Consider the following 13,376-nt stretch of genomic DNA (forward strand, 5'->3'; position numbering starts at 1 on the left):
CGCCATCATCCCGTCGCGACCCCGCTCTCATCGTCCCGCCGCGGGACGAACAGCAATCCTGCAGCCATAGCCGCGAGGCAGGCGAGAGTCATCGAACGCAGAGGGTAATCAACAGCCGAATGCAGGGCGACGATCGCCAGCGTGGCGCCGGCAAAGCCGGTTATCGGCCGCTGCGAAGGATCGGCGCGCCATCGCCGCACGAATTGCCACGCCAGTGCCAACATGATGGCGGCGACGAGCAAGAGGCCCGGCAGGCCTGCTTCGAGCGCGAATTCGAGGTAGTCGTTATGCGCGCGATTGGGCTGGGTCGCGTCCACGACCTCCAACCGCTCTGCCGCGATGACGGCAGGGACGAAGCTGCCGATCCCTCCGCCGAGTGGCCAGAACTGACCGGCGGCGAAGGCCGCGTCGCGCCACAGTTCGGTCCGGAAATCGCCGGCAACGGCGAAGCGCTCCCCCACTCGGCCGAGCGCGCCGCCGGCAAAGGTCGGCACCAGTGCGGCAACGGCGAACAGGGCGGCGACGACGCCGAGCCCCCTGCGCTTCTCCCGCAACAGGACCCACGCAAGTATGGCAGGTACGAGCAGCAGTGCGATTCCGGTGCGCGATCCGGTGAAGATCACCGCGACGGCCAGGATCACGCACAGCGCCGCAGCCATCCCGCGCGGCAGCCGCGCCATCCCGTCACGCCGGCGGGACGCGGCGAGCGCGACGGCCGCGCAGAGCCCGATCAACAGGACATCCGCCGCGGCGTTGCGATTGGCCATGAAGCCCGTGATCCAGCCGCGGTGGCTGGCAGCATAAGCCCGCCAGGCACCCTCGCCGCCCGCAAGCTGGAATGCGCCAACGACGGCCGTGAGACCCGCACCGCCCAAGACAGCGAATAGCACAATATGTCGCTGGCGGGTCCCAAGGCGACCGGCAACCAACATACCGACAGCAGCTGAAATGATCGCGAGCCATCCGGCCAATGTCGCATGGGGCGTGAGGGACAGGGGCTGCCATCCGCCCTCCCCGCGCGCCAGTTCCAGCGCGGCGGTGCTCGTTGTCCGGCCCGGCAACGCCTCCCAAATGCGGGGCGGAAGGGGAATTAATTGCAGCAGGGGAAAGATCGCCATCGCCGCGACGATCGCGGTAAATAATGGCCCGGGCGAGCGGCGGGAAAGTCCGTGGGACCACCAGACCCACACCGCCGCGACGGCTGCAATGACGAGTTGCAACAGAAGCTCCGCGCCGGGAGCCGGACTTCCGCCACCACCCAGCAGGACCGCGCACAAAACGAATCCCGCGGCAACCGCCGCCTGCCGACCGGAAAAGTCACGCTGCTGATCCGGCACTGCCATCCCTCACCCGTTGCGAGGCGAGAGTGTGCGACGCGCATGCGCTTGCGGCAAGCGCCCGGCGCGCGGTGTCAACACATCAGTGGAGGAGTACCCGGCTCAGCCGGGGCTGTCGTTGCTGCCATTGCCGATGGTCAAAGCCAACACGACGCCGAACGTGGCGACCAGCGCGGCAATGAACGCGGTTTGCGCGTACCACGGCTGCGCTGCCGCGGCGATGCGGCACCCGAACGGTTCGCCGTCGACGTCCAGCAGGACGCGGCCGTCTTCGCCGACCTTGACGAATTCGTCGTCGATTTCGGCGCAGCGGACCTCTTCGTTGTCGAAGTCGGCCTGGATTTGCGACAGGGCCAAGCCTGCCGTCGGGATGGCATCGGCAGAACGAACGGCAGCGTAGGACGCAGGCGCGTGCAGGCCCATCGCCGCGATGGCGAAGCTGGCAGCAAGATAGCCCTTCAATCTACGCATGGTTCGGCACCCGATCGTTCACGTCCATCTCTATATCGCTGCATTGCAACAATAACAAGAATCGAGAATTAACCTTTTGGGCCAAGGCTTAACGCATCTCAGTACGCCCGCTCGTGCACGATGACGCGCGCGGTGCGCAGCATGATGAGGCAGTCCTGCCACAGGCTCCAGCGCGCGGCATATTCGAGGTCAGCCTGCAGCCGCGCCGCAAGATGCTCTTCGGTTTCCGTCGCTCCGCGCAAGCCTCGCACCTGCGCCAGACCCGTCAGGCCGGGCTTCAGCGAATGGCGCTGCGAATAGCGCCGGTCGATATCCCAGAACAGCCGGCTGCCCGCTTGCGAGCCGATCGCATGGGGCCGCGGGCCGACGAAGGACATCTGGCCCAGCAGGATATTCATCAGCTGCGGCAATTCATCGATGCTGCTGGCACGCAGGAAGCGGCCGACGCGAGTCACCCGCTCGTCCTCTCGGCCCGTCGATACCGCACCGTCGCTATCGGCGGCATCCACCCGCATCGTGCGGAATTTCCAGATATCGAAGAAGCGGTTGGCACGTCCCATGCGGCGCTGGCGGAAGAGAACCGGCCCGCCATCGTCGAGCTTGATCGCCACCGCGACCAGAGCGAGCGGCACGGCCAGCAAGACCAGCGCGATGGTTGAAAGCGCGAGGTCGAAGGCGCGCTTCACCACCCGGTCGCGGATGCGCAGCGGTCCGCGGCTGATGAGGAGTGTGGTAAGATTGCTTGCCGCATGCCGTTCGAGGCCGAGCGCGTCGATCCGGGCGATCGCCTCGCTGGCCAGTTCGCCGGTCACGCCGCTCCCGCGCAGCACTTCAACCCATGCTTCACGGTCTTCTTCGCGCGTGCTCACGATAACACGGTCCATGTTGCGCATCGCACTGCCGATCCGGTCGAGCGCTTGCGGATCGGCGGGATCGGGGCGCAAATCGAGTTGCGCCGCGTGGACCCGATAGGCGCCAGGCAGGTTCACCGCAGGGCCGCCGGCATCGATGACAAGCACGTTCTGCAGCCGCCCGGAGTAGCGCCGCTGCACTTGCCGGCTCACGATCAGCCGCCAACCGGCCAGGAGAAGCACGCTGATCAGGAGGCCGATGGCGAAACTGGCGCGCGAAAGCTGCGTGCTGGCCCTTGCGAAGAAGACGATGAAGTTCACCAGCGCGCTCGAAAGTAGCAGCGCCACGGCCATCCGCTGCACGCCATACCGCCGGCTTTCGAGCGAGGAGAGCGAATAGGTCCCGTTATAGAGCGCCAGCGTCAGGAACAGCGGCAGCATCAATTGCCCGGCCAGCATGGCGCGAAATTCGCCAAACTCGCCGCGATAGAGCAGCCCGCTCGTCGCGAAACCGAGCGCGATCAGGGCGACGTCGCCCAGCAGCAGCACGAGGTACAGCTGCAGGCGCCGTTTCTCGAGCGACTGCGCCGGCGCCGGGCGGACCTTGGCCGCAGGAAGATGGACAGGTGCGTTCACTAATCACCGCATCGCCCGGGAATGTCCGGAACTGTTGTAATGCTTAGGGCAAAATACCTACCCGGTCATGAACCATGATTGCACGCACGGGGGAAAACGCGTGAAACCGAATTGAAAAGGAGACGGCGCAAAAAGCTTCCCTGGCGCGGCCAACCCATCGAGAAATCTGCCCGGCCACGCAAACGAGCAGCCCCGTTTTCGCCAAGACAACGCAAAACGGGCGCCCCGTAGGGGACGCCCGCATTGGTGATCATAAGAACGCAGCCGACGCTGCGAGGTCGATCAGACGCTGACCGGGATCGTCGTGTCGTCATCATCGTCGGCGATCACGAAGATCGCGCCGATGATGGCAGCGAGGCCGAGCAGCAGCGGAAGGATGCTGATGCCGTCGAGCGATTCGCCTTCGACGTTGGCAGCTGCACGTGCGTCGACCGGAGCGGCCTGGGCAACCGAGGTGCCGGCAACCATCGAAAGGGCAGCGGCGGAAAGCAGGATTTTACGCATAGTGTCAGGACCTCATTAAATTCTTACGTTTCTTGTTTATGGCCAGGCTCGTCCGGTCCCCTCAAAGGCCGTCCAACCCGTTCGATGCGGTCGTTGCCATCAAAAGGTGACAACATCGTTACCACCGCCCTAAGGTGGGTGAACCCCACCGTCGAACCGGGAGAATCCCCCTGGCAACGCCCCCATCGAGAGCCGTTGAGGCCCCTCCTATGCGATTACCGCCCCTGATTGCAACCGCCTTGGCCGGTTTTCTCTTGCTTTTTAGCGCGAAAGCCCAAGCAACTGACGCGAATATGACACAGTTGGACGCGCGCCTTTCCGGTGTCGCACATCGAATTACTGCCGCCAACGCACCGCTTTGCAGGTACTCGATGCCCGGACTTGGCCTGTCGCTAATCAGTCGCGACCAGTATTCGGACACCCCTTATGACCAGCCCCACCCTGCCTTCATCGACGACAGCCGGGTTGCCCTGAGTGCCGTGGCGGCGGACGGGCCTGCCGCCCGGGCAGGGCTGCGGGCGGGTGACGCGCTGTGGCTGGCAGCCGGGGAGCCGCTCCCGGAGCGCCGCGAGGAGGATCAGTTCCGCTATATGTCCGTGTTCAGCGCGCTGGCGGACCGGGATTCCGCCGCGCCAGTCACCCTTTCCGTTTCACGGGGCGCATATCTGACGGAAGTGACGGTCGAACCCGCACCGGCCTGCCGTTCGCTGATCGAGATTTTCCCGTCGAACGAGAAATTCGCCCGTGCGGACGCCGAGATCGTGCAGATCTCCTCCGCGCTCGCGGCGACGCTGGATGACGGACAGCTTGCTGTGGTCGTGGCCCACGAGCTGGCCCACCAGGTGCTGGAACATCGGCGCCGGCTGGAAGAAGCGGGAGTCAGAAAAGGCCTGCTCGCCGAATTCGGCAAGAACGCCCGCCGAAACCGGCGCGCAGAGATCGAGGCGGACCGGCTGAGCGTCCACCTGCTTGCGAATGCGGGGTATGATCCGATGCTCGCCCCGCAATTCTGGCTCTCCGAAACAGGTGCCGAGCGAGACGGAGGCTGGCTACGCAGCCGCGCCTACCCCGCGCGAGAACGCCGCGCCGCGTTAATGGAAACAGAAATAGTCGAGTGGAGCCTGGAAGCCGGCAAATTCTCGTCTGCAGCCCCGCTCGTAGCGTGGCGCGACAGGTCAATCGACATAGAAGAATGAATAGCGGCGACCTCAGCCATCTCCCGGCATGGCGACATACGATTGAAGCCAATTGACCGCTTTCGAAGCCAGGCGAAGGACATCGTGCTAGCTAGCGAAGTCGGCTCCACATTTTTCTTCACTTCTTATGTGCTTGCGCTACCGATCAGGCGGGTGGCATGGTAACCGTGGACGACAAGGCCGATCTCGATATCGAATTGATTTCCGCGCTTTATCGGGCAGCGGGTGAGCGGGACGCCTTCGATGAATTGATTACGACCCTTAAGGCACGCTACGTCGACGTGCACGGTCGCGATGAGGAAACCCGTCCAGCGGTTGTGGATCAGCTTCACCGCATCGACCAATTCCTGCCACATTCCATTGAAAGCTGGCGCGACGAGCTCGAACGTGCGGTCGAGGATGTTCCAAGCGCCGCCATCGTGTTCGACACGGCGGGCAACGTCATGGTCGCCAACCGGGACGGAGAAGAATTGTTCGGCACCAAGCCGGGTCGCCGCGTGGGGCTCGATATCGTCGATCCAGCCTATCGTTCGGCACTGCGCGATTTTTTCGCCGATGCGCGCAAGGGTATCAACCATCGGCGAATGATCGTCAGGCTGGATACAGAAGAACTCGCGCGCCGCAAAATCAGCGTCCGCGCGATGGAATTGTGCGAAGCGGTAATTGTTGAGGACAGCCGGCGCAATTATCCATGCATCGCGCTGAGAGTGCTCGACATCCCGTGGACGGAAGATCTCGAGGCGCAGCTGGATGAAGCCTTTGCCCTCACAGAGGCAGAGCGCGGGATCGCGCGCGAATTCTACGAGCTGCGCGGCAGCGCTAGGGTCGCCGTCGCACGCGGGACCAGCCCGGCGACGGTACGCACCCAGATTAAGTCTATTTTCGGCAAGACCAGCACGACCAACCAGGCAGGGCTGCTTCACCTGCTTTCCCTGCTGGCGGCGCGCGCGGCGAAGTGGCGGCTTGGACCAATCCGCTAGGGCGCGAGTTTGCCCATCGTCGCGGGGACGGGCGCGTCCTTCGCTACATGTGGCAGGGTGCGCCCGATGGCCAGCCGGTGCTGGTGCTGCACGGCTACACGATGGCCAACGCAGTGTCGCCTGAGGCCGAGCGCGTGTTCCGCGATGCCGGCTATCGCCTGCTCGTCGTCTCGCGCCCCGGTTTCGGCGCCAGCGAGTACGATCAGGGGCGCGACGCCGGCGAGGAAAGTGCCGACGCGATCGTGGGACTCTGCCAGCATCTCGGGCTGACCGATACGCCTGCTCTTGCAATCAGTACCGGCATGGTGCCGCTCGCCGCCGTGCTTGCCCGGCAGCCGCACCTCGTTCGCAGCATCGTGATGACCGGCCACCTGTTTCTTGGCGAGGTTTCGCTCAATCCGCAGCTATCATTTTATCAGCGTCTCATGCTGAACCTGATGCGCCGGGCGCCGCGGGTGCAAAGCACCTTTTCCCGCATCGCCTATCGCAATATGCAGCGCGTCGGCGTGGACTGGTACATCGAGCGGCTGATCGAGGCCGGATCGAGCGACGAAGCCTATTTCCGCTCCGGCCAAAATGCCGACCTCGTCCGCGCGGCGGCGAGCCATCTGTTCGCTCAGGGACCCGATGTCTTCTCGCGGGAATTGCGGATTGATCGGTCGCCCGGGGTCTCCTTGATGCGCGACTCCCGATACCCGCTGCTGGCGCTGGTCCAAGGCGAGAACGCCGTCCACGGCTTTAAGAGCTATCGCGATTTCCTTAATCTTGGATCCCATACCCGAATCGAGGAACTGGTAGGGCACGGCGACCTGTATTTCTATAGCGCCGGAGAGCAAATCGCGCGCATGGCCGTCGATCATTTCGCTGCATCATCTTAGCGTCCGCCCGTTTCCCGTCCAACGCGACCGAAAGTGCAATTAACCGGCGCCCCATACCCCAGCTGGGCTATGACACCGCCGCCCCGATCATCGCATGGCACCCGCTCGCAAAAAACGGGAGCTCACTCATGATCAATCTTACATTCGCATCGCCCACGGCTCTCACCATAGTCGGCATGGCCGCAGTACTCACTTCAAGCACGGCGCAGGCCGACGACTGCCTGCTCGACCGCGACAATGATGGCGTCGTCGATGCCGGTACAGACAACGATGGCGGAGCTAATTCGAACAATGATAATCGCGCGCTCGCGTGCGGCATCGGTGCCACGGCGACCGGGGCGAACGGAGCCACCGCCGTCGGCACGGACTCTGCGGCAACCGGCGTCGCATCCACCGCCGTAGGCGAATTTGCCACCGCCAGCGGAACTGAGAGCGTGGCGATCGGCGAAGATTCCGATGCTACTCAACAGGGCGCGACTGCGGTCGGCAGCGGAGCGCAGGCGACGGGTTTAGCCTCGACGGCGGTCGGCGGTGATATTGATCCGACGGGCAGTACGAATGCAGCCCTGGCTTCCGGAGCACAATCGACTGCTATCGGCTCCAGTGCCAAGGCGACCGCATTCAACACAACCGCTCTTGGTTTCGGGGCGGCAGCAACTGAAACCGATGCGACTGCACTGGGTGTCAACGCGGCAGCCAGTGGAGGATACAGTGTCGCTGTAGGTAACTTTTCGCGAACGACAGGCGACTATGGCGTAGCGGTTGGCAACCAGGCTGAGGCTTCCATTAATGCTGTCGCGATCGGGCCCTCATCAGTGGCGAGCGAATGGAACGCAATTGCCATCGGCTCGAGCTCCGAGGCTTCCGGCTGGGATGGCGTCGCTATCGGCCTCGATGCCAAGGCGACTGGGCATTTTTCAACAGCGATAGGGGGCGGAGCGATTGCCGACTTCGGCGATTCGACTGCTCTTGGATACAGCGCAGACATCGGCGGCGTTGGCGCAACGGCCGTGGGTTCCAAAGCCGGCGCACAAGGAGAATCTTCGGTCGCTATTCGAAGAAGGACTTATTCTTCGGGGGTAGGCAGCATTGCCATCGGAGGTGATGGAGACGATTCTGGCGGCGAAGGCGCACGAGCTTGGGGAGGGTCCGCAATAAGCATCGGAGCGGATGCATACGCTTCCGGTGAGGCAGCGATCGCATTGGGAGGCGGTGCGGGCGTCACCGCCGACGGCGCGATGGCGCTAGGTGCAGATGCCGTGGCAAACATGAATTCGATTGCCTTGGGGCGTGAGTCCAGCGCCACCGGCGAAAGCGCCTTTGCAGGCGGTAATGCCAGCGTGGCGAATGGGCTTGCCGCGCTTGCTCTTGGCGGGGATGGCGACGATCTCGATGCAATTGGCGCCCAGGCTATCGGATTGGCTGCCGTGGCCCTTGGCGCGGACACGCGGGCCTTGGCCGGAAACAGTGTGGCGATTGGCCGCGAGACACTGGCGAACCAGGTATCCGCCACGGCGATCGGCCTGCGGGCGCAGGCTACGGGCGAGAATGCGACGGCGATCGGTTCGGTTGCCGATGCGGGCGCCCGGTTCGGCACGGCGGTCGGTCGCTCGGCCACGGTCGGCGGGATCGGCTCCACTTCGGTGGGTGCGTTCACCAGCACGTCGGGCAATTCGGCAACGGCGGTCGGTTACCAGGCGACGGCCGGCGGCAACGCGACTGCCATCGGGCGCGAATCCTCGGCGACCGGCGGCGGGGCGACGGCAGTGGGGCGCCTGTCCAATGCTGCCAACGACCGCGCCACGGCCGTCGACTTTGCCGCTACCACCACCGCTGACGACCAGGTGATGCTGGGCGGTGCGGGCAGCTCGGTCGCCATCGGCGACATCGCTGCTTCCGACGCGGCGCAAGTGGGCGAAGAGCAGTTCGTCACCATCGACGGCAACGGCACGCTCGGCGTCTCCAACGCCGCGACCGCCGCCTCGGTCGCCACCGTGCGGGCGCAGGTCCAGTCCATCGCCGCGGTCAGCGACATGCAGTTCGCGGCGCTGGAGGGGCGGGTGACCGATCTCGACTTTCGCCTGGACGAGCTCGACGGCTCGACCCGCGGCGGGATCGCGCAGGCGATGGCGATGGGCGGCACGATGGTGGTGCCCGACAGCACCATCTCGGTCAGCGTCAACGCGGCGACCTATCGCGGCGAGCAGGGCCTGTCCGGCTCGGTCGTCGCGCGCATCGCCCCGCGCGTCTACGTCAACGGCGCGGTCGCCACCTCCACCGCCGACAAGGAAGCCAGCGGCCGCGTGGGCGTCGCCTTCGGGTTCTGAGCCGGTAACAGAAAAAGGAAGGGGGCGGCCCGCGCGGTCGCCCCTTTTCGCATATTCTGGATTGAGCCGCGGGCAGGTAGCTTGCAGCAACTCGATCACCCGAAGCACACTTAAGTCGAACTCCTACCGCGCTGCGCACGACGCAACTCGAAGGAAAAATGTATATATATCAACAGAGTGCTTTGGCGGAGAGGGTGGGATTCGAACCCACGGTACCCAGAAGGCACAACAGTTTTCGAGACTGCCCCGTTCGACCACTCCGGCACCTCTCCGCAAGAAAAGCACACGGCCCATGTGCGGGCCGCCGGTCCGGGAAGCGCGGCGGTTAGCGAAAGCGGTGCGGCTTGCCAAGCCTGCAATGCTGCGACTGCGTAAATTTCCGGGCACTGCCTAGCGCCGCTTTCTTGTTTCGCTAACCTGCAGACCCTATTTTAACAGGCGATGATGGACCGTACCGAATTCTATTCCGCGCAGGCCGGCCGCCGGATCGATGCGCCGCGCAGCAACGAGGCGCGCTTTGCGATCGGCGATATCGTGCGCCACCGCCTGTTCGATTTCCGCGGCGTGGTGTTCGATATCGACCCTGTCTTCGCCAACAGCGAGGAATGGTACGAATCCATACCGCAGGACGTGCGCCCGAAGCGTGAACAGCCGTTCTACCACTTGCTGGCAGAGAACGACGACAGCAGCTACGTCGCCTACGTCAGCCAACAGAACCTGCTGGAAGACAGCCTTGGCGGGCCAGTGGACCATCCCACCGTGCCGCAGTTGTTCGAGGATTTTGCCGACGGGCGTTATCGCCTGCGCCGCAGCCTGAGCCACTAGGCCCGCTGCTTCAGCTTTTTAGCTTCCACCCGCTCTTCAGTAGGCGGTAGGTAATCACCGCCACCACGATATTCAGCGCCAGCACGCCCAGCGCCGCGTGCCACACCGCCGCGTCGGTCGAAGCGATGTCGGTCTCCCCCAGGAAACCGTAACGGAAGCCTGAAATCACGTAGAAGAACGGGTTCAGCCGGCTGATCGTCTGGAATGTCGGGGCAAGGTTGTCGATGACGTAGAACGTGCCCGACAGCAGCGTCAGCGGCGCGATCACGAAGTTGGTGATCGCCGCATTGTGGTCGAACTTCTCGGCCCAGATCGAGGTGATCAGCCCGACCAGCGCCAGCAGCATTGCGCCCATCAGCCCGAACCAGGCGATGGCCCAGGGATGTTCCGCGGACAGGGTCACACCGGGATAGAGCCACATGGCCAGCGCCACCGCCGCGCCGACCATCACTGCGCGCGTAATTGCCGCGGCGACGATCGCCAGCATCAGCTCCCACGAAGCGATCGGCGGCATCAAATAATCGACGATCGTACCCTGAATCTTGCCGACCAGCAGGCCGAAGCTGGAATTGGCAAAGGCGTTCTGCATCATGCCCATCATGATGAGGCCCGGTGCCACGAAGCTGCCGAACGGCACGCCCAGCACTTCGCGCCCGCTGCGGCCCAGCGCGACGGTAAAGATGACAAGGAACAGCAGCGTCGTGATCGCGGGCGCCCAGACGGTCTGCGTCTGCACCTTGAGAAACCGGCGGACCTCCTTTACATAGAGCGTCCACAGCCCGACACGGTTCATGCCGTGGAAGCGGGCTTCCCCCGGGGGCGGAAACTTGCCCGCCGATGCGCCATTGTCCTGCCGCAGGACGGGCGCTTCGGAAGCAAGCGATTGCGCTTGATCGGTCATGGGACGTGCGCCTATCGGGCGGCGCCCCTGCTGGCAAGCGCGCCGCGCGCCCCGAATTGAGAACGCACAGGAATTTGCATGAGCTGGACCGAAGACCGTATCGCCACCCTCACCAAGATGTGGGAAGGCGGTGCCACGGCAAGCCAGATCGCCGACGAGCTGGGCGGCGTGTCGCGTAACGCCGTGATCGGCAAGGCGCATCGCCTCGGGCTGAAAAGCCGTCCCTCGCCGGTGAAAGCGAACGAGAAGAAGGCCGCGCCGGCCGCCAAGAAGAAAAAGGCTGCAACTGCCAAACCTGCGCCGAAGAAGGCCGCGGCACCTGCGCCCGCGCCCGCTCCCGCGGCGAAACCGGCTGCCGCGCCTGCGCAGGCCCCGGGCCAGCGTCCGGCCGCCGCATCGCAGCCGGTCCAAAGCCAGCCGATCCCCGGCGCAACCAACCGCGCCGACCAGCCCAAGATCGTCTCGGTCGGCCCCGGCGGCTTCCTGCGGCAAGGGCCCGGCGACCAGCAACCGCCGATCCCGCCCGCGCCGCCGCGCCGGCTGGTGCCTGCCAAGCCCGACCCGTCGATTGCAGACAAGACCAGCCTGCTCGACCTGTCGGACAAGGTCTGCCGCTGGCCGATGGGCCACCCGGGCGAAAGCGATTTCCACTTCTGCGGCGAGGCGGTGAACCCCGGCTTCCCCTATTGCGTCGAACATTGCGGGCGGGCGTATCAGGCACAGCTTCCGCGCGGTGCTCGCCGTCCCCCGCCGCCCCTGCCCTTCGGCGGGCCCCGCGTCCGCTGATCCGGCAACAACCTATTGCCGCGACACAAAATCCGGGCCCGGCAGTTACAAGGCTGCCGGGCCCTTTTCATTGCCCATTAGTGGAGCTTCCCATGGCCATATCCCTCCACACCGCCTTCGTCGGCAGCTGCCGCCAGATCCTTACCGGGCTCGACGGGCTCGTCTCCAAGGCGGAGACCCATGTGCGCGACAATGATCTCGACGACGGCGAGCTGCTGCAGGCGAAGCTGGCGGACGACATGTGGGACCTGCCCTGGCACGTGCGCGCCTGCTGGATGCATTCGGCCTATGCACTGCGCCAGGCGGCGGGCGGCGAATTCACGCCCGACTTCACCGAGCTGCCTATGGATTGGGGCGCGATGCAAGCCATGATCACCGATGCGCAGGATACGCTGGGCCAGGTCAGTGAAGGCGAGCTGGCCCAACTGGCCGGTCGCAACGTAAAATTCGTCCTCGGCGGCAAGCCGCGCTTCGAAGGCCCGGCCGAAGAATTCCTTATGAGCTTCAACCTGCCGAATTTCTATTTCCACGCCACGACCTTCTACGACATCCTGCGGATGAAGGGCGTTTCTCTGGGCAAGCGCGACTATCTCGGCGCGCTACGTCTCTCGCAGATCGAAGGCTAGGAAAAGGTCTTCAAGCCGATCATCGAGATGGGCTGACGGTCGGTCGACCGGGCTTGCAAAAATGGCCAGGCGGCCTCTAGGCGTCTTTGCATATTCGTAAAGCAGCCGGGGCCGCCCGATCCATGTTTGCCATCCCTGACCCGATCCGCCGCGCCGCACCGCTGGCCGCGCTTGTCCTTCTTGCCACGCCGGCCGCGGCGCAGGATCTGCCGGAGCCGGTTCGCGCGATGGTGGAGGCCGCAATCGACACGGGCGATGCGGCAAAGGTCGCGGCCGTCGCCGAAGCGGCGCGCACGACCAACCCCGATGCGGTCGAGGAAATCGACGGACTGGTAGCGGCGTTCACCGCCGAACGCGAGCGGATCGCGGCCGAAAAAGCCGCCGAGGAAAAGCGCGCGCTGCGCGAAGCCGACGTTTTCGCCCACTGGTCCGGTGAAGGCCAGCTCGGCGGGTTCCGCGCCACCGGGAACGCCGACCAGCTGGGTCTGACGGCCGGCGCGAAGCTGGAGCGCGAGGGGATCGACTGGACGCACAAGATTGCGCTGCTGGCCGATTACCAGGAAAACAATGGCGTCGCCGCGCGCGAGCAGTACCGGGCGACGTACGAGCCCAACTACCGGGTGGACGACTGGGTGTTTCTCTATGGCCTCGCCCAGTTCGAAAGCGACCGGTTCCAGGGTTACGACGCGCGCTTTTCGGTCTCCGGCGGCGCGGGCCTGACCCTGCTCGACGAAAAGGACCGGCAGCTTTCGGTCAAGGGCGGTCCGGCCTGGCGACGCACGGAGAGGGTGGAGGGCACGGCGCGGGAGCGCATCTCCGCCCTCGCCGCGCTGGATTTCGACTGGCAGGTGGCGGAGCGACTGAAACTGTTCGAGGATGCCAGCGTGTTCTACGAACCCGAAGGCACGACGCTGGCGGCGCGCACGGGGCTGGAGGCCGGGCTCGGGGCCTCGCTATCCGCGCGTTTCAGCTACGCCGTGGAATACGAGACCGATCCGCTGGCAGGCGCGGTTTCGACCGACACCCTCACCCGGTTCACGCTCATCTACGGCTTTTGA

The 13,376-nt window shown here is 64.8% G+C and carries 13 protein-coding genes and 1 tRNA gene; 8 read left to right on the forward strand and 6 right to left on the reverse strand.

The genetic code is table 11. The features are described from left to right. Positions 1-5 precede the first annotated feature (5 nt). The 4 genes from QQW98_RS01605 to QQW98_RS01620 form a co-directional block, all read right to left on the reverse strand. The gene (locus QQW98_RS01605; RefSeq protein ID WP_290137072.1) at positions 6-1,343 is read right to left on the reverse strand and encodes an O-antigen ligase family protein; all 1,338 of its coding nucleotides are present in this window, start codon (positions 1,341-1,343) and stop codon (positions 6-8) included. Between the two features lie 96 nt (positions 1,344-1,439). Continuing rightward, complete coding sequence (locus QQW98_RS01610) at positions 1,440-1,808, reverse strand: hypothetical protein (RefSeq protein ID WP_290135827.1); 369 nt, start codon at positions 1,806-1,808, stop codon at positions 1,440-1,442. A 98-nt stretch (positions 1,809-1,906) separates the two neighbouring features. Beyond that, positions 1,907-3,295 carry an exopolysaccharide biosynthesis polyprenyl glycosylphosphotransferase gene (locus QQW98_RS01615; protein ID WP_290135828.1) on the reverse strand — a complete coding sequence of 463 codons (1,389 nt, stop codon included), beginning with the start codon at positions 3,293-3,295 and terminating at the stop codon, positions 1,907-1,909. 282 nt (positions 3,296-3,577) lie between these two features. Further along, positions 3,578-3,799, reverse strand: a complete 222-nt coding sequence (locus QQW98_RS01620) for a hypothetical protein (RefSeq protein WP_290135829.1) — start codon at positions 3,797-3,799, stop codon at positions 3,578-3,580. Between the two features lie 239 nt (positions 3,800-4,038). Here QQW98_RS01620 and QQW98_RS01625 point away from each other — a divergent pair, with 239 nt between their 5' ends. The 4 genes from QQW98_RS01625 to QQW98_RS01640 all read left to right on the forward strand — a co-directional run bounded on the left by QQW98_RS01625 (position 4,039) and on the right by QQW98_RS01640 (position 9,180). Further along, the gene (locus QQW98_RS01625; RefSeq protein ID WP_290135830.1) at positions 4,039-4,995 is read left to right on the forward strand and encodes a hypothetical protein; all 957 of its coding nucleotides are present in this window, start codon (positions 4,039-4,041) and stop codon (positions 4,993-4,995) included. A 158-nt stretch (positions 4,996-5,153) separates the two neighbouring features. After that, positions 5,154-5,975 carry a hypothetical protein gene (locus QQW98_RS01630; RefSeq protein ID WP_290135831.1) on the forward strand — a complete coding sequence of 274 codons (822 nt, stop codon included), beginning with the start codon at positions 5,154-5,156 and terminating at the stop codon, positions 5,973-5,975. Between the two features lie 47 nt (positions 5,976-6,022). Further along, positions 6,023-6,853, forward strand: coding sequence for an alpha/beta fold hydrolase (locus QQW98_RS01635; protein WP_290135832.1), 831 nt, complete (start codon positions 6,023-6,025; stop codon positions 6,851-6,853). Between the two features lie 128 nt (positions 6,854-6,981). Continuing rightward, positions 6,982-9,180 carry a YadA-like family protein gene (locus tag QQW98_RS01640; RefSeq protein WP_290137073.1) on the forward strand — a complete coding sequence of 733 codons (2,199 nt, stop codon included), beginning with the start codon at positions 6,982-6,984 and terminating at the stop codon, positions 9,178-9,180. A gap of 183 nt (positions 9,181-9,363) precedes the next feature. On the opposite strand, the gene QQW98_RS01645 is transcribed toward QQW98_RS01640, so the two are convergent. Further along, positions 9,364-9,452: transfer RNA gene (locus tag QQW98_RS01645), tRNA-Ser, on the reverse strand. A gap of 172 nt (positions 9,453-9,624) precedes the next feature. On the opposite strand from QQW98_RS01645, the gene hspQ reads away from it, so the two are divergent. Further along, complete coding sequence (gene hspQ, locus QQW98_RS01650) at positions 9,625-10,005, forward strand: heat shock protein HspQ (RefSeq protein ID WP_290136821.1); 381 nt, start codon at positions 9,625-9,627, stop codon at positions 10,003-10,005. Between the two features lie 10 nt (positions 10,006-10,015). On the opposite strand, the gene QQW98_RS01655 is transcribed toward hspQ, so the two are convergent. Further along, entirely contained in the window at positions 10,016-10,906 is an 891-nt protein-coding gene (locus QQW98_RS01655) for an ABC transporter permease (RefSeq protein WP_404800839.1), read from the reverse strand. Between the two features lie 78 nt (positions 10,907-10,984). Here QQW98_RS01655 and QQW98_RS01660 point away from each other — a divergent pair, with 78 nt between their 5' ends. The 3 genes from QQW98_RS01660 (at position 10,985) to QQW98_RS01670 (ending at position 13,376) form a co-directional block, all read left to right on the forward strand. Next, positions 10,985-11,692, forward strand: coding sequence for a GcrA family cell cycle regulator (locus tag QQW98_RS01660; protein ID WP_290135835.1), 708 nt, complete (start codon positions 10,985-10,987; stop codon positions 11,690-11,692). 92 nt (positions 11,693-11,784) lie between these two features. After that, positions 11,785-12,318: a DUF1993 domain-containing protein gene (locus tag QQW98_RS01665; RefSeq protein WP_290135836.1), complete on the forward strand. Its 534-nt coding sequence runs from the start codon at positions 11,785-11,787 to the stop codon at positions 12,316-12,318. 122 nt (positions 12,319-12,440) lie between these two features. Beyond that, positions 12,441-13,376, forward strand: a complete 936-nt coding sequence (locus QQW98_RS01670) for a DUF481 domain-containing protein (protein WP_290135837.1) — start codon at positions 12,441-12,443, stop codon at positions 13,374-13,376.

Origin of the sequence: Alteriqipengyuania flavescens (assembly GCF_030406725.1) — a bacterium.
GTDB lineage: Bacteria > Pseudomonadota > Alphaproteobacteria > Sphingomonadales > Sphingomonadaceae > Alteriqipengyuania_B > Alteriqipengyuania_B flavescens.